Source organism: Crenobacter sp. CS_VA4 (assembly GCF_055597485.1).
Genome location: NZ_JBVMAE010000021.1, coordinates 35,921 through 56,345, shown reverse-complemented (window position 1 = coordinate 56,345; position 20,425 = coordinate 35,921). Strand labels below are relative to the sequence as shown.

The following is a 20,425-nucleotide window of genomic DNA, read 5'->3' as shown; positions in this document are numbered from 1 at the left end:
ATGAATCGTTTCATAGCACCCAACCAGGCTGGGACGATGCCGATATCCTACCTGGTCTGGCGTTTTTACACAGTCTGGGCCAGGAGCGGTCATTCAGGGAGACGGTTTCCGAGGAGACCGCTTCCGGCCAGATTTCGGTCGGTCAGCCATCCCGTCGGCTCCGAACAAGACAGAACGTGCAGGACACGCTCCATCAACTTGAGGATGAATTTCGGCCCAGCCGTGCTGCCTCTATCTCGGCGATGTTGATCTTTTTCATTGTCATCATCGCGTCGAATGCGCGCTTGGCCGCCGCGCGATCGGGGTCGGTTATTGCCGCGGTAAGGGCGCGCGGGGTGATCTGCCACGACAATCCCCACCGGTCCTTGCACCAGCCGCATGCGCTTTCCTGGCCGCCATTGCCGACGATCGCATTCCACAATCGGTCGGTTTCTTCCTGATCGTCCGTCGCGATTTGAAAAGAGAAGGCCTCGTTGTGCTTGAAATGCGGGCCGCCGTTCAGCCCGAGGCAGGGAATGCCGGCGACGGTGAACTCGACCGTCAGGACATCACCCTGCTTGCCGTCCGGATAGTCGCCCGGTGCGCGGTGGACGGCGCCGACGGCGCTGTCGGGGAATGTTTCAGCATAGAAAGTTGCGGCGTCGAGGGCGTCGCCGTCGTACCACAGACAGATCGTGTTTTTGCTGTTCATTTTGTGTCTCCAGAAGCGCTGAGCACCGGCATCCGCTACCGTCAAAACAACTCCAATCGTTCATATCGCGGGACCTTTGTCTGCCGGATGAGACCGATGCTGTTGTCGGCCCCCCAATGTCTCACATTCTTGCGGCGGGCGCAGGCCGCTCGAAGCGGTGGACCGCATTTCGCGAAGGGCTGTTATCCGGCCATCGAATCTGATGGTCCGAATGACCGCTTCGGCTCGTTATGCGACGGTCGTGACCAGCTGAAACTGACCCTCCCCCGGACGGTCACAAAAATCGGGACAGGCCAATCCAAACGGTCGGGTCGGCTCGACGTTGGTGGTGATGCGATAGCTGGGCCGATGGCTTAGATTCAAAAGCAGAATGCTTTGTTAGACTCTCGTGGCCAGCTTTTCTTTATCACATCCAATCCACACTTTTCGATTCGGTTTAACCATGCCAAGAAAACCGCGCCTTCGCTCGGGAAGCGGCGTCACCATGCATGATATTGGGCTCGCCGCCGGCGTCAGCGCGATCACGGTTTCGCGAGCGCTGAACTCTCCGGAGCGCGTCTCGGAAGCACTCAGAGGCAAGATATTGGAAACCGTGGAGCGCTTGGGGTATGTCCCCAACCGCTCGGCCCGATCGCTCGCCTCGGCTCGTTCGCAGACGGTGTTGGTGTTGATCCCGTCCCTGACCAATACCGTGTTCATCGACACGCTGGCAGGGATCGAAGACGTGCTGCGCGCCGCCGGCTACCAAATGCTGATCGGCAACACCCACTACAGCTCGGATGAGGAGTTGCAACTGCTGCGCGCCTATCTCGAGCACCAGCCGGACGGCATTCTCGTGACCGGCCTGTCGCAGCCGCAGGAATTCGAGAGCACCCTCGAGCGGCTTGGCCTTCCTGCCGTGTACATGATGGACCTTACCGACGATGGCCGCCTATGCGTGGGCTTTTCCCAGGAGGACGCCGGGGCCGCGATCACCGCGCACCTGCTTGCCAGCGGCTATAGGCGCATCGCCTTCATGGGGGCGCAACTGGACGAGCGCGTTCTCAAGCGGCTCGAGGGGTACCGGACCACGCTGCAGGCGGCGCAGCTTTACGATGAGGGACTGGAGTCCCTCGACCCTTCGCCCTCTTCGATGCAGATGGGCGCGGAGACGCTGGAGCGCATCCTGCACGAGCACCCGGACTGCGACGCGGTGTTTTGTTGCAACGACGACCTGGCGATCGGCGCGATTGCACAGTGCCATCGGCTCGGCTTTGCCGTACCGGGTAGGGTGGCGGTAGCCGGCTTCAACGATCTTCAGCCCGCGGCCTGGATGACGCCTGCGCTGACCACGGTCGCGACACCGCGCTACCGCATCGGAGCAGAGGCGGCCCGGCTGCTGCTCGATCGCATCGCAGGCCACCCCATATCGACCCCCCGACAGGATCTTTGTTTCGAGGTTGTTGTGCGAGGCAGCTCGTAACATCATGAAATAGTTAGTGTTTTTCTTTGTATTGAATTGCCGGCCACGCGATAGTGGTCATAGGCGCATCCTTGTCTTGGCCCCGTTTTGCAACACCCAGCCAACGTCTCAGCGGATCCCCAATTAATTTCTTGTTGCACCCTGACGTTAGCGCTAACATCCGAAGCTGAACGCCGTCGCACCACACGGCGTTTTTTCTCAACCTAGAAATGTTAGCGCTAACATGAAAAAGCCGAACATCGTGGTCATGGGGGTTGCCGGCTGTGGCAAGAGCAGCCTTGGCAAAGTCCTGTCTGAAGCTCTTGAAGCCACCTTTATCGAAGGAGATAGCTTTCACCCACCCGAGAATGTCGCCCGCATGGCGGCCGGCATACCGCTCACCGATGACGACCGGGCCGGTTGGCTTGCCATGCTCGCCGACCGTTTGGCCGCCGGCCGGGCACGCGGCGAAGGCATGGTCCTGGCCTGCTCGGCACTCAAACGCCGCTATCGCGACAAGCTGCGCGAGGGTGACCCGGAGCTGCTGTTTGTGCACTTGAGTGGCGCACCGCAGTTGATCGCCGAGCGCATGACATCGCGTAGCGCCCACTTCATGCCGCAGAGCCTGATCGAAAGCCAGTTTGGCGATCTGGAGGCCCTGCAGACCGATGAACTGGCTGTCGTTTGTGACATCCAGCAATCGCTCGAAACCATTCGGGACAGAGTGGCCGAGCGCTTGGGCAGTGCCTCTACCGTGCACGCCTGGTAGAGAACCCATACAGAGGAGAACTAAAATGACTACAGCCCACACAACCCTGATTCCGACACGACGCTGGCGCATTGGCGGTCTGCTCGGCATCGGTGTACTGGTCAATTACTTCGACCGCATCAGCCTTTCGGTCGCGGCCCCGCAGTTACAACACGAATTTCACCTGAGTGCCGGTGACCTTGGCCTGTTGTTCAGTGCCTTTTTCTGGACCTATGCCGTGCTGCAGATTCCGACCGGCATGGTGCTCGACCGTTTCGGCGTCACCCGCGTTGGCCGCTGGGGAGCCTTCTTGTGGGGGATCGCGGCGACACTGACCGCCTGTGCCGGCGGTTTCGGCGGCGTGTTCCTGGCCCGTGCGCTACTGGGGGTGGCCGAAGCGCCGGGCTTCCCGGTCAGCTCCAAGGCGACCGGCTACTGGTTCCCCCGCCGTGAACGGGCGATGGCGACCGCGATCTTCGACGCCGCCGCCAAGTTTTCCAATGTGATCGGCGTGCCGCTGGTGGCGCTCGCCGTGGTGCATCTGGGCTGGCGCTGGGGCTTCGGTATCTCCGCACTGCTGAGCCTGGCCTACTTCGTCGCCTTCTATTTCATTTATCGCGACCCGAGCGCGGACCAAAAGCTTTCGCCGGCCGAACATGACTACATCGTTCGGGGTGGTGCTACTCCGGAGGGGCGCAGCCAAGGCGGCTCGCTACATCTGTTGGGCTATCTGCTCAAGCAGCGCAAGATCTGGGGGCTGTCCATCGGCTTTGCTGCCTACGGTTACGTTTTCTACCTGTTTCTGACCTGGTTGCCCGGCTATCTGGTGCAGACGATGCACATGAGCATCCTTAAATCCGCGTCGTTCGCGGCTATTCCATGGATCTTTGCCACCTTGTCCGATCTCTTGGTCGGCGGCTGGCTAATCGATCATCTGATCGCCAAGGGGCACAACGAAACGCGGGTGCGCAAGGGCGTATTGCTCGCCGGCATGTGCTGCGGTCTGGCCGTGTTCGGCGCCACCACGACCACCGATCCCTATATCGCGATTCTGTGGATCACCGTCGCCTTGAGCGGGCTTGCCGCGGCGGCCCCGGTGGGCTGGTCGCTGCCGTCTCTGATCGCCCCCCATGGCGGCACCGGCACGGTCGGCGGCATCATGAATTTTGCCAACAACTTGATGGGGGCCGTTGCTCCGATCGTGACCGGCTATATCGTCGGCGCGACGCACTCATTCACCAATGCTTTCCTGGTTGCGGGAGCGGTGCTGTTGCTCGGGGTGTTCGCCTTCGTGTTCCTGCTCGGCGCCATCGAACCGATCCCGGAGCCGGGCGAGGACAAACGGCTGTCGGATGCGCGTTTCAGCGCCAGCCGTACTTCAGGCAGGGCCTGAATGCCTAGTCGGTCCCCGACTGGATAGTTGGTTAAGTTTTGAGCAGCGCCTGGCGCTGCTCAAATTCCATCGGGCTTGGTTAGCCCAAGTTTGAATGGCGCTGGTGCTTGTAGAAGCAGAAGTAATCGAATGCATCCGGCCGCGCCTCGTCGTGGCTCCTGCATCCGACTGTCCGAATTTCCGGTCCTCCCTGCCGCCTCGTAAATACCAGGCGAATTTCCTGATATGACCGGTCGATACATCTGGGTTGGTAGAATGTCCGCTACATTCTGACTTGCCTCAGCCCTCATGCGAATCCTCCACACCTCCGACTGGCACTTGGGCCAGCACTTCATGGGCAAGACCCGCCAGGCAGAGCATCGAGCTTTCATCGACTGGCTGATTGCCCAAGTTCAGCAGCACACTGTCGACGCTGTCATTATGGCGGGCGACATCTTTGATACCGGCGCACCTCCCAGCTACGCACGCGAGCTATACAACCGGCTGGTGATGGAGTTGCACAATGCAGGCACCGGCCTGGTCTTGTTGGGAGGCAACCATGATTCGGTGGCCACGCTGGGCGAAAGCCGCCCCTTGTTGTCCTACCTCACCACCGCGGTAGTGCCCGCCGTGGAAGAAGACCTGTCCCGACAGGTGCTGGTGCTGCCAACGCGCAGAGGCCAGCCTGGGGCCATCGTCTGCGCCATCCCCTTCATCCGCCCACGTGACGTGCTGCAAAGCCAGGCCGGGCAGAGCGCCGAGGAAAAGCAGCAGTCGCTGCAGGAAGCCATCCACCAGCATTACCAGGCGGTTTACCAACTGGCCTGTGCCAAACGCGATGCACTCGGCCTGTCGCTGCCCATCATCGCCACCGGCCACCTCACCACCGTCGGCGCCAGCGCCAGCGAATCGGTGCGCGAGATCTATGTCGGCGCGCTGGAAGCATTCCCGACCACCGCCTTCCCGCCGGCCGACTACATCGCCCTGGGTCACATCCACCGCCCGCAGAAGGTGGGCGGGCTGGAGCATATCCGTTATTGCGGCTCGCCCATCCCCCTGAGCTTCGACGAGGCGCAGCAGCAGAAAGAAGTGCTGCTGGTTGACCTGAATGAGCAGGGCCTGCAGGCCGTCACCCCACTGGTCGTACCGCGTTTTCAGGCGTTGGTGTCGGTGAAGGGCGATCTACAAGAGTTGGCCGAGGCCATCCCGCTTGCCGCCCAGCAGCGCACGCCGGAACAGCCGGTGTGGCTGGAGGTGATGGTGAAGGGCGACGATTACCTCACCGATCTACAGACTCGCATTCAGGCCATCACCGAAGGCTTGCCTGTCGAGCTGCTGCGCCTACGCCGCGATCGCGGCAACGCTTCGGCCAACCTTCAAGGTGCTGCCCGCGAAACGCTGGACGAACTGAGCCCCTTCGACGTGTTCGCCAAGCGGCTGGAGCAGGAAGAGCTGGACGACGAGCTGAAGCAGCAGCTTCAGGCGCGTTACCGCGACATCGTCGCAAGCCTTGCGGAGGGCGCGGCATGAAGATCCTGACCCTGCGACTGAAGAACCTCAATTCGCTCAAGGGCGAGTGGAAGGTCGACTTCACCCAGCCGCCGTTCAAGGACAACGGCCTGTTCGCCATCACCGGCCCCACCGGCGCGGGCAAGTCCACGCTGCTCGACGCCATTTGCCTCGCGCTCTACCACGAAACGCCGCGGCTTAAGACCATCTCGGCCGCGACCAACGAGATCATGACCCGCCACACCGCCGACTGCCTGGCCGAGGTGGAATTCGAGGTGAAGGGCCAGGTGTACCGCGCGTTCTGGAGCCAGCGCCGCGCCCGCGACAAGGCAGATGGCGCGTTGCAGGCGCCCAAGGTGGAGTTGGCCGAAGGCGACGGCACCATCCTCACCAGCCAGATCAACGACAAGCTCAAACGCGTCGAGGCGATCACCGGCCTCGATTTCGCCCGTTTCACCAAGTCCATGATGCTGGCGCAGGGCGGTTTCGCCGCCTTCCTCAACGCCAGCGCCAACGAGCGGGCGGAGCTGCTGGAGGAACTGACCGGCACCGACATCTACGGTCAGATCTCGCAGCGCGTGTTCGAGCAGGCCCGCGATGCCCGGCAGACGCTGGATCAGCTCAAGGCCCGCGCCGAGGGTGTCGAGCTGTTGAGCGAGGCACAGCGCCTACAAATGCATGCAGAGACGGGAGGGCTGGAAGACCAAGCGGTCGAGGTCCAAACCCGCTTGAATGCCGCCCAGCAACAGCGCCAATGGCGCCTGGACCTGAGCCGTGTCGAGCAGGACGAAGCCAAAGGCGCGCAACGCGTGCTGCAGGCCGAGCAGGCGATAAGCTTGGCCGAACCCGATCTGCAGCGTCTGGCCAAGAGCGAGCCGGCCGAAGCCATCAAGCCGTTGTACCAAGCATGGCAGCAGGCCGAAACAAGACGCGAGCAAACCGACGCCAGCCTGCAATCCCTGTGTGGGATCCTAGCCGCTACCCGTCAGCAATGGGTCGCCAGCTACTGGCAAGCCCGAGCTCTGACCGGGCAGATTGCCGACAGCGAACAACAGCAGCTGCAGCGGTTGGCCAACGAGCGGCAGCTGTTGGACGAGGAATGCGCCAAAGCGCCACACCACGCCAAACTGGGCGAGCTGCTGGGAGTCTGGCGTGGCCAGTTCGAGCAGCGGGAACGCTTGGGGCGAGACCATGCCCAGCGTCAGGACGCGGCATCGGAGTTGGGCCAAAACGTGGTCGAGCGAGAAGGGAAGATTGCCCGGCAACAGGCCGAAGTCGCCACGGCACAGCAAAGGTTGGTCGAAGCGCAGTGGGCAGAGCAAGACGCCCAGGCCGCGCTGCACACTCTGCTGGCTGGGCAGAGCCTGACGGAGCTGCGCGGCCAATGGCAGATGCGCCAGCAAGACGTGCACCAGTTGCAGCAACTGGACGCGCTGGCCATCCAACTGCGCGAGCTGACCGAGCGACAAGGCCGGCAGCAGTCGGATAGGGAGCAAGGGCAAGCCCAGGTCGGCGAACAGGAAGCACGGCTAACCCAGTTGCGCGTCAGCTACAAACAGCTGCAGGAACAGGTGGCTGACAAGCAGAGGCTGCTTGAGCAAGAACAGCGCATCCAGGGCCTGGAACAACATCGTGCCCAATTGCAGCCGGGCGAAGCCTGCCCGCTGTGCGGCTCGCACGACCATCCCGCCATTGCTGCCTATCAGGCGCTGGATGTCTCGGCCACTCGTAGGACGTTAGAAGAAAAGCTGGCGACACTGGAAAGCCTGCGGGAGCAGGGGCAGCAAGCGGCCACGCAGTTGGCCGAATTCAAGACCCGGCTGAATCAGACCATCGAGCAGCACCAGCAGACCCTCGCCGATACCGACCGCGCCCAGCAGGCCTGGCAGGAGCAGGCCGCCCACTTCCAGCTGGACAGCCTAGCCTGGCAAACGCCGGACATCCTCCAGGCCAAACGCCAGCAAGCGGAACAGGTACTCGCACAACTGAACCAGACCTTGCAGGCAGTGGAGCAGGGCGAGCAAGCCCTGGCTCGCGCCCAGCAAGTCAGCCACCAGCAAACGCAAACTCTGCAAAGCGCGCAAAGCCAGCTGGCGCTGTTAGAACAGGCCCAGCAGGACACTCGCAACCGCTTGGATGAACTGCAGCAGCACCTGCAGAAGCAGCAACAGGAGTTAGCCGAGTTGACCAGCACGATTACGGACGACATTGCACAGGCCGGCTTTGCGATGCCAACCGAACCCACACCCTGGCTCCGTGAGCGAAAAGCTGAGTGGCAGCGCCGGCAGGAAACCCAGACCCGCCTGCACCAGCTCGCCGAGGCCATCACCCGCCAGCAGGCGGTGAACGACAGCGCCAGCGCACAAGCGGCAGACTGGCTGGCACGCTGGCAAAGGTTGGCCGAAAGCGAGCTGGCGCCACTGCCGGCCGCCGATAACGCCAAGGCGGCGCTAGCCCACTGCCTCGAACAGGTGGACCACATCACGCAGCTACTCGCCCAACTGCAAGGCCAGCAAAGCCACCTGGAATCGGACCTGACCCAGCAGCAGCAAACGGTGAACGACGCAGGCCAGAGCTGGAACGCATCCCTCACGACCAGCCCGTTCGCCGATCAGGCCGCTTTCATTGAGGCGCTGCTGGGCACGGAAGAGCGCCAGCGCCTGATGCTCCAGAAAGACCAGCTGCAGCAAGCGCTACAGCAAGCCCAGGCCCTGTTGCTCGCGGCAACCATGAAACTCGCCGACCTGCAGCAGCAGGCCATGACCGAGCTGGCGCTAACCGAGTTGGAGCAGCAGGTGGCCGAGCTGGATACCCGGCGCCAGGACATCACCCGCCAGCTGGGCGCGCTGCGTGCACTGCTGAGCAGTGATGACGGCCGCCGCCGCAACCAGCAGGCCTTGTTCCAGCAGATCGAGCAGCAGTCAGCGGAGGTCGACATCTGGCTGCACCTCGACGGGCTGATCGGTTCGGCCAAGGGCGACAAGTACCGCAAGTTCGCCCAGGGGCTAACGCTCGACCACCTAGTGCATCTCGCCAACCGACACCTCGACCGCCTGCACGGCCGCTATCTGCTGCAGCGCAAGTCAACGGGCGAGCTGGAACTCGAAATCGTCGACACCTGGCAGGCGGACGTCAGCCGCGACACTCGAACCCTGTCCGGCGGCGAGAGCTTCCTGGTCAGCCTCGCGCTGGCGCTGGCCCTGTCGGACCTGGTCAGCCACAAGACCTCGATCGACTCGCTGTTCCTCGACGAAGGCTTCGGCACGCTGGACGGGGAAACGCTGGAGATCGCGCTGGACGCACTCGATAGCCTCAACGCCAGCGGCAAGACCATCGGCGTGATCAGCCATGTGGAAGGGCTGAAGGAGCGCATCGCCGTGCAGTTGCGAGTTGGCAAGGGCAATGGGGCGGGGGTGTCGACGCTCAGCATTCACGGTTAGCCGGCGCTCGCTTTTCGGCCAACGTTGTCCGAGTCCCCGCGCGGCAGCGGCAACGGTCACGTTTGATTAAGCTCGAATAGAGGTGAGCGCTAACAAAACCCCGCGCAGCGGGTAGGATGGGTGAAACCCATCGCTCTGGTTGATGATAGGTTTCCCCCATCCTACTTGCTGCACCCCAGGCAGCAGCATCTTGCAGCAACCCGTCGTCCAGGCGAGGTCGAGAGTGTGATCGCATGCTCGATCAGCCCGATCCGCGTATCGCCGAGGTGCAAACGAGCTACACGAAACGGCTGCGCAGTGGGACGAAGTTGCCGGAGGAGTTACCGCCCGATGCGAATTGGAATACGCCGGCGCCCGAACTGACGATCGAACCGTTCGAACCGCCCTGCAATCGGTGCAGAGCAATCGGGACACGTACCGCCTTGAGTTAGGCGGTAGTGCTCGATGTCATGCCAGTCGCGCACGATGAGCGGCGCGCGACAGGCTGGGCAGTAGGTAGTGGCGCCGTCGGCGTCATGAACGTTACCCGTGTAGACGTATTGCAGCCCTTCCGCCAGGGCGATCGCGCGCGCTCGGGCAAGCGTGGAAGGCGGCGTCGGCGGCACATCGGTCATCTTGTAGTCGGGATGGAACGCCGTGAAATGCAGCGGTACGTCGCCGCCAAGTTCCTTCGCGATCCACTGCGCCTCGGCGCGAATTTCGTCATTGCTGTCGTTTCTGCCGGGAATGAGCAGCGTCGTGATTTCGAGCCAGACATCGGTCTCATGCTTCAGGTACTTGAGCGTCTCTAATACCGGCTGCAAGCGAGCCCCGGTGAGAATGAAATAAAAGTCGTCGGTGAAGGCCTTCAAGTCGACGTTCGCCGCATCCATCTTGGCATAGAAGTCGCGCCGGGCTTCCGCGCCCATGTAGCCGGCGGTCACCGCCACCGTCTTGATGCCCCGCTCGTGGCAGGCGTCGGCCACGTCCATGGCGTATTCGGCGAAGATCACCGGGTCGTTGTAGGTGAAGGCCACGCTTTTGCATTCGTAGGCCGCTGCCGCCTCGCCGATGGCTTCGGGCGTGGCCGCGGCGGCGAGCGTTTCGATCTCGCGGGACTTGCTGATGTCCCAGTTCTGACAAAACTTGCACGCCAGGTTGCAGCCGGCCGTGCCGAAAGACAGAACGCTAGTGCCGGGGTAGAAATGGTTGAGCGGCTTTTTCTCGATCGGATCGATGCAGAAACCCGATGAGCGGCCATAGGCGGTAAGGATCATCTGATCGCCGACCCGCTGGCGCACGAAGCAGGCGCCGCGCTGACCCACCTGCAGGCGACAGTTGCGAGGGCACAGGTCGCACTGGATACGTCCATCCCCCAGGAAATGCCAGTAACGGCCAGGGTAAAGAGCTTCCTTCATGGCAGTGGCAGCACTGACGGCTGCTCCAAAAAGCTGGGGCCGTGGGTGACCCGCTAGCGTGTATCCAAAGCAACAGACCCACATTCAATCATTATCTATCGAGCTGCGCCAATCTGCACCAGCCCCATTACCTGTTTAAGGAGGAAACGCCGTTCTCGTAGAGGTGCTTCTGGACGGTTGCCCAATCTGCGATGTTCTCCTCGTCGCCTCATGAAAAATTAGAACGGCTGCGGCACCGAGGTCCGGCGCCTGTACGTAGGAGCCACATAGAGACTGCGATCACATGATTGGGGGCTCGAAGACCGGGCAGAAGTCTAGCCAGTCCTTCACGGGCGGTGTTTCCAACTGTGGTGACTAAGATGATCACCCGAGGTGCGACATCGCCGCAGCCGGTGCAGGTCGCATCGGCCTTGCTATAATCTCCTTCAACCCCATTGACATAGCCAACCTGCGCCGCGGGACTGAATCGAGTGAGCACCGCAGTGCCGGCAGGATGGCTCAAGGCGTGACGAGGTATTACGTGGCCGGTACCAAGATCGCATCGCAAAGCGCCCCGCCAGCCGGGCAAGCCGTGTCGTCGGGCAGTTCCTTCCATGTCGCCTTGCGGGTTCTTCCCGCGCCGCAGCGCCTGGCAATGTCCGAGATCTACGCCTTTTGCCGCGCGGTCGACGATATTGCCGACGGCACCGGCCCACGTGCCGAACACCTGGCCGGCCTGCAGCAATGGCGTACTGACATTGCCGCCTGCTATGCCGACGCCGCGCCGTTCGCCCTGACTGGCTTGGCGGCGCAAATTGCCGGCTTCGGCCTAGCGCAGGAAGATTTCATCGCCATCATCGATGGCATGACCATGGATGTGGTCGACGACATCTGCGCGCCCGACGAGGCCACCCTCGATCTGTACTGCGACCGTGTTGCCAGCGCCGTGGGCCGGCTGGCTGTGCGCGTGTTCGGGCTGGACGAGGTGGCCGGCCCGGCGTTGGCCCATCATCTCGGGCGCGCCCTCCAACTGACCAACATCCTGCGCGATATCGACGAAGATGCGGCACTCGGCCGGGTCTACCTGCCGGCCGAGGCCTTGCGCGCGGCCGGCGTCACACCGGGTGAACCGCGCCGGATGGTGGCGCACCCAAATCTCGGCCAGGCATGCGCAGCGCTGCAACGACAGGCGCAGGCGCACTTCGACCAGGCCGATGCGCTAATGGCGGGCTGCCCGCCACAGCTGGTGCGCTCGCCTCGCATCATGTCCGAGGTCTATCACGGCATCTTGACCCGCTTGGCGGCACGCGGCTGGGATGCCCCGCGCGTCCGGGTACGGGTGCCGCGCGTGCAGTTGCTGTGGATAGTGCTGCACTCCACGATCGGCCGACCTGGCTGGTTCTCCAGAATAGCGGTGCGTCCGGCATGATGCCGGGCGTTCCGCGTTGTTGGCGAGAGCACTACGACCGATGAGCCAAACGACCATTCCCCCAATACGGCAAGCACAAATACAACCAGGGCCGCTTGATGCCGATACGGCACTCGAACAGGCGCTGGAGGCATTGCTGGCGCACCAGCGCGACGACGGCCACTGGCTATTCGAACTGGAGGCCGACGCCACCATCCCAGCGGAATACGTACTGCTGGTGCACTACCTGGGCGAAACGCCCGACCTGCAACTGGAGGCGCGTATCGCGAGCTATCTGCGCCGCATCCAGAATGCCGACGGTAGCTGGCCGCTATTCCAGCAGGGCCAGGCCGACATCAGCGCCAGCGTCAAAGCGTACTTCGCGCTGAAGATGATCGGCGATGCGCCGGAAGCGGAGCATATGCAACGCGCGCGCGCCTCCATCCTGGCGCAGGGGGGCGCAGAGGCGAGCAATGTGTTCACACGGACGCTGCTCGCACTGTACGGTGTGATGCCCTGGCAGGCGGTGCCGATGATGCCGGTGGAGATCATGCTGCTGCCGCTCTGGTTTCCCTTTCACCTGTCCAAGGTTTCCTATTGGTCTCGCACTGTGCTGGTACCCCTGCTGGTGCTGAACAGCCTGCGGCCGCAGGCGCGCAATCCGCGCGGGATCGGCATCGACGAATTGTTCGGACGGTCTCCCCAGTCCGTGCGCCTGCCGCGCAAGGCGCCGCACCAGCGGTGGCTATGGTTCGGCGTGTTCCGCGGCCTCGACGCCGCGCTGCGCGCGTGCGAGCCCTTGTTCCCGCGTCGGCTGCGCCAGCATGCCATCGGCCGCGCCGAGCGCTTCGTGCGCGAACGGCTCAATGGTGACGACGGCCTTGGCGCCATCTTCCCGGCCATGGCCAACGCGGTGATGATGTTCGAGGTGCTGGGCGTGCCGCGCACAGATCCAGCCATGGCGAGGGCGCGCGCCGCCATCGACCGCCTGCTGGTGGTGCGCGAGCACGAAGCCTATTGTCAGCCCTGTCTGTCCCCGGTGTGGGATACCGCTTTGGCCTGCCATGCCCTGCTGGAGGCAGGCGGTCCGCGCGCGTCGAGTGCTGCGGCGCGCGGGCTGGCCTGGCTGCGCCCGCTACAGGTGCTGGACGTGTGTGGCGACTGGGCGGTGCGACGACCGCGCCTGCGCCCGGGCGGGTGGGCCTTCCAGTATGCCAATGCGCATTACCCTGATGTGGACGATACCGCCGTGGTGGCGATGGCGCTGCACCGGGCAGCGTATGCCGTGGATGGCAAGGTGGGGGAGGGACCGCAGCCTGACAATGAAGGTATCGCGCGCGCTGCCGAATGGGTGGCGGGCATGCAAAGCGGCAACGGCGGCTGGGGTGCGTTCGAACCGGAAAACACGCATTTTTATCTGAACAATATTCCCTTTGCCGATCATGGTGCCCTGCTGGATCCGCCCACCGTGGATGTCTCGGCACGCTGCTTGTCGATGTTGGCGCAGCTTGAGGGGGGGGCGGCAGGGCCGGCGGCGCAGGCAGCCCTACGCTACATACTGGCCGAACAAGAAGCCGACGGAAGCTGGTTCGGTCGCTGGGGGACCAACTACATCTATGGCACCTGGAGCGCCCTGTGCGGGCTCAACGCCGCGGGCATGGCCGCCGATGCGCCCGAAATGCGGCGCGCCGCGGATTGGCTGATCGGCATCCAGAACGAAGACGGCGGCTGGGGCGAGGATGGCGACAGCTATAGTCTGGACTATCGCGGCTATGTGCCTGCGCCCAGCACTGCCTCGCAGACAGCATGGGCGCTGGTGGGCCTGATGGCCGCCGGCGCTGCCGGGCATGAGTCGGTGGCGCGGGGTATCGACTATCTGGTCCGCACCCAGCAGGCCGACGGCCATTGGCAGGAAGAGCGCTTTACCGCGGTGGGCTTCCCGCGCGTGTTCTACCTGCGCTATCACGGCTATGCCCGTTATTTCCCGCTGTGGGCGCTGGCGCGATACCGCAACCTCCGGCAGGACGGAGCACGCGCGACCGCATGGGGCCTGTGAGCTCGGCCAGAGTGGTGGTGGTGACCGGCATGGCCTTCGAGGCCCGCATTGCCGCCGGAGCCGGGGTGGAGGTCCTGTACGGGCTGCGTGCCGGCGCGCTGGAGCGCGCCCTGGCCGAGCGCCTGCGCATGCCATGCGCCGGAGTGATCAGTTTCGGCGTGGCGGGTGGGCTGGATGCGGCCCTGGCCCCCGGCGCCGTGGTGGTGGCAGAGCGCATCGTCAATGGCAGACAAAGCCTCGATACCGATCCTGCCTGGTCAGCCGCCTTGCGCGCGGCGCTTCCCCTGGCAGTGGGCGGAATCCTGGCAGGTGCGGATGCCGCCGTGACCGGCGTGGCGGACAAGCAGGCCCTGTACCGCGCCAGCGGGGCGCTGGCGGTCGATATGGAATCGCATATTGCGGCGCGACTGGCACTGGCCGCGGGTATACCGTGCGCGGCGTGCCGGGTGGTGATCGATCCGGCCATCCGGGCCATCCCATCGGCTGCGCTGGCTGCTATGGGCAGCGACGGCCGCACCGATCTCGTCGCCTTGCTGCGTGTCCTGGCCGGGCAGCCGCGCCAGTTGGCAGGCTTGCTGCAACTGGCGCGCGACGCTACCGTCGCCCGTGCAGCCTTGCGTGCGGCGCGCAGGGCTCTGGGTGAGCGTTTTACAATGCCGGAACCGAAGCCGCAAGCGTCGCCTATCTAAATCTGTTTCGCCAATTTCGCTTACTTCGTCTCTTGCTCGGCTGGTGCTTCTTGAGTGTTGCTATTGGCTTCGCGGTCGGGCAGCTTGTCCGGAGCCGGAGCTTTTCCTTCCTGCTTCGTCTCTTGCTTGGCCGGAGCCGCCTCGATGCCGCCACCGTCTTCATGAGCAGGCAACTTGTCCGGGACTTTCCCCTCGGGGTTCCCACCTTGTGTGGCCGGCGGCGTCTCAGTATCGCCGTAGTCTTCGTACTCAGGCAGTTTGACCGGGCCTTTCCCTTCCTGAATCCGATAGCGGCGCTGCTGCATGTAGGCGTCGCGCACGAAGGAATACTTGTCCAGCGCCGCTTCCGCGAGCAGGTCGGTTGCACCCAGCATATTGGTACGGGTGTTGACGAAATTCACGCCGTAGAGCGAATTGCGTACCGCCGGCTTCGTGTAGGCGGTCGGATCGAGCTGGAAGTCGGCGGCCAGCCCAAGGCCGTCGCGAATCGAACTGGGGCCCAATAGCGGCAGCACCAGATAGGGGCCAGACTGGGCACCCCATACCCCCAGCGTCAGGCCGAAATCCTGCGACTGCTTGTGCAGTCCGGCAGGTGTGGCGATGTCGATCAGCCCGCCAAGACCGAACACCGTGTTGATCGCCACCCGCATGAAGCTCTCCATAGCCGCAACGCCCTTGCCTTGAAGCAGGTTGTTGACGGTGTTGCCCACATCGGCCAGGTTGGAATAGAAATTGGTGATCGCAGTGCGCACTGGCTGCGGCGTGACCGCCTTGTAGCCCTTGGCCACCGGGATAGCCACGTACTGGTCGAGCTTGTCATTCGCGTTGAAGACGGCACGGTTGAGCGGCTCTAGCGGATCGTTCGGGTTGGCGGTAGGCCCGGTGGCGCAGCCGGTCAAGAGCGCTGACAGCAACAAGAGCGAGACGCAGAGACCTCGGGAGCGCATGCCGACCTGGCATGCGGATGGGCCGTAACGATGTGACAGGACGATCATCGGCAATCAGTCGGCGGAGTGCGTGGATCTGGAGGACTGCTCGACGCGGCCCTCGCGTTCGTGGCCAGCCAAGCTGACCTGCTTGGCATGGCTGGGATCGTGCTCGGAGGTACGGGGGGCGGCAGTGCGAGCCTCCTGGCGCCGGCGTGGCTTGCCCATCAGAATCGGCTGGAAGAATACCGCCCCAATCAGCGTGCACACCAGGGCCAGCGCCAGCAGTTTGCCCATGCTGGCGGTGCCCGGATGTTGCGACAGCCACAGGCTGCCGAAGGCGGCGGCGGTGGTGGCCGCGCTGAACAGCACGGCATGGGTGAGGCTGGACTGCAGCAGGTGCGTGTGTCCGCTGCGCCAGGCAATCACGTAGTAGATCTTGAAGGCCACGCCGACGCCGAGCAGCAGCGGCAGCGCAATGACGTTGGCGAAGTTCAGCGCGATGCCGAACACCACGCATAGTTCCAGCGTCACCACGGTCGAGACCAGCAGCGGCACTAGGGTGCGCAGCACATCGCCGAAGCGCCGCAGTGTGATCCATAGCAGTAGGGTGATCGACAGCACGGCCCACGCTCCGGCCTGGGCGAAGGCGGACATTATGGTATCGGCCGAGCCGCGCACCGAGATCGGCCCGCCCGCAGCTGCAGGCTCGGCCTGCAGCGCCGCGTCGATAAAGCGATTCAGCGCCGCCGGGCGGTCCGGGCTGTCGGCGCGCGGCAGCCTGGGGCTGACGCTGACCAGGGCCCGGCCATCCGGGGTCAGCCAGTCGCGCACCAGTGCAGGCGGCAAGCTCTGCAGGCTGACCGGCTGTGCCTGCAGGGCGCGCTGCAGCCGCGCCAGCGATAGCCGCAATGGCAGCGCCACGGCCAGTTCGGCACGGTCGCGCACGGCGGCATCGGCGGCGGCAAGCTGTCGCAGTGCCTTGGCCAGCCGCTCGCTGGGCGCTGCGCCTGGGCCGGGATGGTCCTCGGCGGCGAGCTCGAGCTGATCGGCCAGTCGTCTGAGCGCGGCCACGCGCAGCGCGTCGCTGGCAGGGCTGGCAGGGCTGGTGGTGGGCTGGGCCAGCACCGGCGTCAGGCTGGCCGCGGCGGCCGCAATGCGTTCCAGCTTGGCCGACTGCTGCTCCGGGATAAAGCTTTGCAGGGTGACCACGCGCGCCACCTCGGGCAGGGCTTCGAGCCGCATCGCCACGGCCCTCGCGGCGGCCAGCGACGGCGCCAGCACGCTGACATTCTCGGTGCCGGCCTGGGGTGCGTCCTTCAGTGAGAGCAGGGTGGACATGGATTCCGAGCGCGGATCCTTCAGATGCAGCGGGTCGAAGTCGAAGCGCAGCTGCGGCAGCAGGGGCGTACCCGCCAGGATGGCCGCGCAGGTGAACAGTAGTACTGACTTGCGATGCCGATCGAAGAAACGGTCAGCCGGCGCCAGCCAAGGAAAGTTCGGCGCGCGAGCCTCGCTCGGAGGGCTCAGCACGCTAATTAGCGCCGGCAGCAGCGTGACCGTGGTGGCAAACGCCACGATCATGCCGACCCCGGCAATCTGGCCCAGCTCCGCCACGCCTCGGTAGTCGGTAGGCAGGAAGCTGAAGAAGGCGACGGCGGTGGCGGCGGCGGCCAGCGCAAGTGGTACGCTCACCGCCTGCGCGGTGAGCTCCAGCGCCTTTGGCAGTTCGCCGTAGCGGTGACGTTCGGCGCGGTAGCGTACGCCGAACTGGATGCCGAAGTCCCCCCCCAGCCCGACGAACAGCACCGCGAAGGCCACCGAGATCATATTGAACGCGCCCACCATGGCCAACCCGAGAGCCGCGGTGATCGCTAGGCCGGCGAACAGGTTAAGCAGCACCGCCACGACCAGCCGAGTCGAGCGCAGCGCCAGCCACAGGATCAGCACCACCACCAGCACCGTCAGCACGCCGTTGAGCACCGCACCGTCTGTGACCGAGGCGAATTCCTCATCGGCCAGCGGCTGCGGACCGGTCAGTCGTACCGTAGCGCCGAAGCGCTCCTGTAAGCCCAGCTGTGCGGCGGCGGCACGAATGGCCCCGGCCGCGCCCGCGCCGGCCTCCAGCTCGCTAAAGTCCAGCACCGGTCTGATCGTCACGAAGCTGCTGGCCATAGCACCGCCGTCAGCACTGCCAAGTGCCGGGTGGCTTGCCTTCCCTTGCGCATCCAAATCGGCTTGGGATGTGGCGAGGGAAATCCAGGAGAGCGCGGCGGGTTTGCCCGCCAGCACCTGCTCGATGGTCGCGGCGCTGCGGTCGAGCAGGCCGGCCATATCGCCTAGCTTGACCTGACCAAGTTGCAGCGGCAGCGCCAGGGTGGTGGACAGGGTATCGGCCAGGCCGCGCAGGGTGGGGTCGTGCGCCAGAGTATTGATCAACGGGCGCGCCTGCACCAGTTGCGTGCTCATCTCATCAACGGTCTTGGCGGACAGGAAGAGCAGGCCGGCGCGGGCGAAGAAGTCGCCGCCGCCGGGCTGGCTAACCGCGCGAAAGCGCTGCGGCTGCCGCCGCAGGGCATCGGCCAGTGCGTCGGCGGCGGCGTCCGCCAGTTCGCGTGCCGGGGCCTGAACCACGGCCAGGATCAATTGCTCCCGCTGCGGGAAAGCCTTGCCGATGGCGGCATCGCGCTGTGCCCACGGTGTATCCACGTCGAGCAGGCGGTCGATATCGGTATTGATAGCGAAATGCTTCAACACGTAGATGCCGCTGACCAAAGTCAGCAACAGCGCAGCCAGGATCACCGCCCAGGCGCGGCGGGTGGCGAAGCGGACGAGGCGAGTGAGCAATGGTGTCAGCATAGGGCGGGGGCTAGCTGGCTCGGGGCGCGATTTGCGTTGTGGCGAGTATAGCAGTTGCGACAGGCATACCCGCGACGGGACCGCCGCTGGTCGCTGTATGGCGCTGGGCTATACTGCTTTGGCCATTCTTCTTCGCGCGCCGCGTGGCGGCCAGTGTTCTTCCCATCCACCACCTTGCTCACTATCGCATGAATACACACGGTTTCGTTTCCCTGCTTCCTCTTGCCGCCGTGGCGGCGGTGTCCGTCGCGCAGGCCCAGCCGGCCGAGCGCGCCTCGCCCGAGCTCTTGGTACAGGCCGCTGTGGAGGATGTGATCGGCACCATCCGGGCTAATCCCGATACGCGCGCCGGCGATATCGCCAAGATCACCACGGTGGTGCAACGCCAGTTCCTGCCCTACACCGATTTCGAGCGCACCACGCGGCTGGCGGTGGGCAGCGCCTGGCGCGATGCTACGCCGGAGCAGCGCCGGCAGTTGTTCGAGCAATTCCAGGCCCTGCTGGTGCGCAGCTATGCGCTGTCGCTCGCGCAACTGCGCGAGCAGAACGTCAAGTTCCGCTACAAGCCGGCACAGTCGGGCTCGAATGCGGCCGACGTGGTGGTGGAGACTCGTGTTATGAACAATGGTGATGAAACCCAGATCGACTACCGCCTGCAGCGCACGCCCGCCGGCTGGAAGATCTACGACATCAATATGATGGGTGCCTGGCTGATCGAGGTCTACCGTCACCAGTTTGCCGACATCCTCGCGCGGGGCGGGGTGGACGGCCTGCTCAAATACCTGAGCCGGCACAACGCCAAGCAGGCGGCTGGCAGCTGAGCCCATAGCGGCGCCCCGACGGCTGCCACGTCGCTTCTGTTGTGCCCGCCGCCGGCCCATCAAGACGTGCGCCCCGTTGGGTTGCGGCCGCCGCGCCGACTCTTACTCCCGCGTCGCCAACGGCGCAGTTCCAGCCACTGCCAGGACAGTAGCGCGGGCACGCCGAACAGGAGTTCGCGTGCGCGCTTGACCAGCGCCAATGCCAGCGATACCTCCGGGCCTACGCCTAGCAGCTGGCCCAACAGCAGTACCACCGCCTCCTGCACCCCTAGCCCGGCCGGCACGAAGAAGGCCACATGGCGCACCGCCTGGGTCAGCGCCTCGATGGCTAGAGCCTGCCAGAAGGGTACCGGATGACCGAGCAGCATCAGCGCGAACCAGACTTCGAGCGTGCCCGCCACCAGACCGGCGAACTGCCAGCCCAGCGCCTTCAGTAGTGCGCTGCGGCGCTGGTTGAGCGCGCGGATCTGGGCGTCGAGCCGGGCCCCGTCGACCATCTCGGCGATCCGGTGATCCTCGCCGAACAATCGCCGGGCCGCGCCTTCCAGCCGCTCGAAGACGGCGCTATGACGCAATGACAAGGCGAACAGTACCGGCACCGGCAGCGACAACAGCAGGCCGGCCAAGACCACCCAGCCGTGCCCGCCGGTCTGCATGGCGGCCAGCAGCATCAGCACGCCCAGTGCCGAGAACAGGTACTGGGTGAATAGCGTGACCATGACCTCGACCACGATGCTGGCGGTGACCGCGGTGGCATCGGGTACGCGCAACCGCGTCAGCCGAATGCCCACCAGCTCACCACCCACGCTGACCGTGGGCAGCAGGCGGTTGACCGCCTCGCGCACGGTGGCCACCCACCACAGAAAGCCCAGGCTCGCGCGGCCCGCCGGGTCGGACGGCGCCAGCAGCGTGCGCCAGCCCTGCGCGTCCAGCAGCAGCGGCAGGGCGTGCAGTGGTACCAGCAGAAGCAGCATCCAGCCACCCTGCGCCAGGATGCGGGCCACGTCGGCGATACCCTGATGCACCACCAGGGCGGTGAGACCAAGCAGGCCGAGGAGACCGGTCAGGTAGGCAATGCGTTTCATCATC

General features: G+C 64.5%; 14 protein-coding genes. 9 read left to right on the top strand and 5 right to left on the bottom strand.

All coding sequences use genetic code 11. The features are described 5' to 3' along the window. Positions 1 to 193 precede the first annotated feature (193 nt). Positions 194 to 691, bottom strand: a complete 498-nt coding sequence (locus tag ACZ2IA_RS17385; RefSeq protein WP_470293854.1) for a VOC family protein — start codon at positions 689 to 691, stop codon at positions 194 to 196. 442 nt (positions 692 to 1,133) lie between these two features. Between ACZ2IA_RS17385 and gntR the strand changes: the two genes are divergently transcribed. The 5 genes from gntR to ACZ2IA_RS17360 all read left to right on the top strand — a co-directional run bounded on the left by gntR (position 1,134) and on the right by ACZ2IA_RS17360 (position 9,201). Beyond that, entirely contained in the window at positions 1,134 to 2,153 is a 1,020-nt protein-coding gene (gene gntR / locus ACZ2IA_RS17380) for an HTH-type transcriptional regulator GntR (RefSeq protein ID WP_470293853.1), read from the top strand. A 223-nt stretch (positions 2,154 to 2,376) separates the two neighbouring features. After that, complete coding sequence (locus tag ACZ2IA_RS17375) at positions 2,377 to 2,901, top strand: gluconokinase (protein ID WP_470293852.1); 525 nt, start codon at positions 2,377 to 2,379, stop codon at positions 2,899 to 2,901. Positions 2,902 to 2,926: 25 nt separating this feature from the next. Next, on the top strand, positions 2,927 to 4,273 hold the full coding sequence (locus ACZ2IA_RS17370) for an MFS transporter (RefSeq protein WP_470293851.1): 1,347 nt from the start codon (positions 2,927 to 2,929) through the stop codon (positions 4,271 to 4,273). 288 nt (positions 4,274 to 4,561) lie between these two features. Next, on the top strand, positions 4,562 to 5,782 hold the full coding sequence (gene sbcD, locus ACZ2IA_RS17365; RefSeq protein ID WP_470293850.1) for an exonuclease subunit SbcD: 1,221 nt from the start codon (positions 4,562 to 4,564) through the stop codon (positions 5,780 to 5,782). Then, the gene (locus ACZ2IA_RS17360; RefSeq protein WP_470293849.1) at positions 5,779 to 9,201 is read left to right on the top strand and encodes an AAA family ATPase; all 3,423 of its coding nucleotides are present in this window, start codon (positions 5,779 to 5,781) and stop codon (positions 9,199 to 9,201) included. The genes sbcD and ACZ2IA_RS17360 overlap by 4 nt, the downstream gene beginning before the upstream one ends. 320 nt (positions 9,202 to 9,521) lie before the next feature. Here ACZ2IA_RS17360 and amrS read toward each other — a convergent pair whose 3' ends face one another. Further along, a complete protein-coding gene (gene amrS / locus ACZ2IA_RS17355; RefSeq protein ID WP_470293848.1) occupies positions 9,522 to 10,598 on the bottom strand; it encodes an AmmeMemoRadiSam system radical SAM enzyme in 1,077 nt (358 codons plus the stop codon). A 520-nt stretch (positions 10,599 to 11,118) separates the two neighbouring features. Here amrS and hpnD point away from each other — a divergent pair. From hpnD to ACZ2IA_RS17340, 3 genes are read left to right on the top strand one after another with little or no spacing between them, the layout of a single operon-like run. After that, complete coding sequence (gene hpnD / locus ACZ2IA_RS17350; protein WP_470293847.1) at positions 11,119 to 12,006, top strand: presqualene diphosphate synthase HpnD; 888 nt, start codon at positions 11,119 to 11,121, stop codon at positions 12,004 to 12,006. Between the two features lie 40 nt (positions 12,007 to 12,046). Next, positions 12,047 to 14,041, top strand: a complete 1,995-nt coding sequence (gene shc, locus ACZ2IA_RS17345) for a squalene--hopene cyclase (RefSeq protein WP_470293846.1) — start codon at positions 12,047 to 12,049, stop codon at positions 14,039 to 14,041. Next, positions 14,029 to 14,730, top strand: a complete 702-nt coding sequence (locus ACZ2IA_RS17340; protein ID WP_470293845.1) for a phosphorylase — start codon at positions 14,029 to 14,031, stop codon at positions 14,728 to 14,730. The genes shc and ACZ2IA_RS17340 overlap by 13 nt, the downstream gene beginning before the upstream one ends. Before the next feature lie 20 nt (positions 14,731 to 14,750). Here ACZ2IA_RS17340 and ACZ2IA_RS17335 read toward each other — a convergent pair whose 3' ends face one another. Together ACZ2IA_RS17335 and hpnN are read right to left on the bottom strand one after the other, a co-directional pair. Then, a complete protein-coding gene (locus ACZ2IA_RS17335) occupies positions 14,751 to 15,725 on the bottom strand; it encodes an MlaA family lipoprotein (RefSeq protein WP_470293844.1) in 975 nt (324 codons plus the stop codon). Between the two features lie 6 nt (positions 15,726 to 15,731). Next, positions 15,732 to 18,515, bottom strand: coding sequence for a hopanoid transporter HpnN (hpnN, locus tag ACZ2IA_RS17330; protein WP_470293843.1), 2,784 nt, complete (start codon positions 18,513 to 18,515; stop codon positions 15,732 to 15,734). Positions 18,516 to 18,703: 188 nt separating this feature from the next. Between hpnN and ACZ2IA_RS17325 the strand changes: the two genes are divergently transcribed. Then, positions 18,704 to 19,336, top strand: a complete 633-nt coding sequence (locus ACZ2IA_RS17325; protein WP_470293842.1) for an MlaC/ttg2D family ABC transporter substrate-binding protein — start codon at positions 18,704 to 18,706, stop codon at positions 19,334 to 19,336. A 59-nt stretch (positions 19,337 to 19,395) separates the two neighbouring features. Here ACZ2IA_RS17325 and ACZ2IA_RS17320 read toward each other — a convergent pair whose 3' ends face one another. After that, positions 19,396 to 20,424 carry a lysylphosphatidylglycerol synthase domain-containing protein gene (locus ACZ2IA_RS17320; protein WP_470293841.1) on the bottom strand — a complete coding sequence of 343 codons (1,029 nt, stop codon included), beginning with the start codon at positions 20,422 to 20,424 and terminating at the stop codon, positions 19,396 to 19,398. Position 20,425 lies beyond the last annotated feature (1 nt).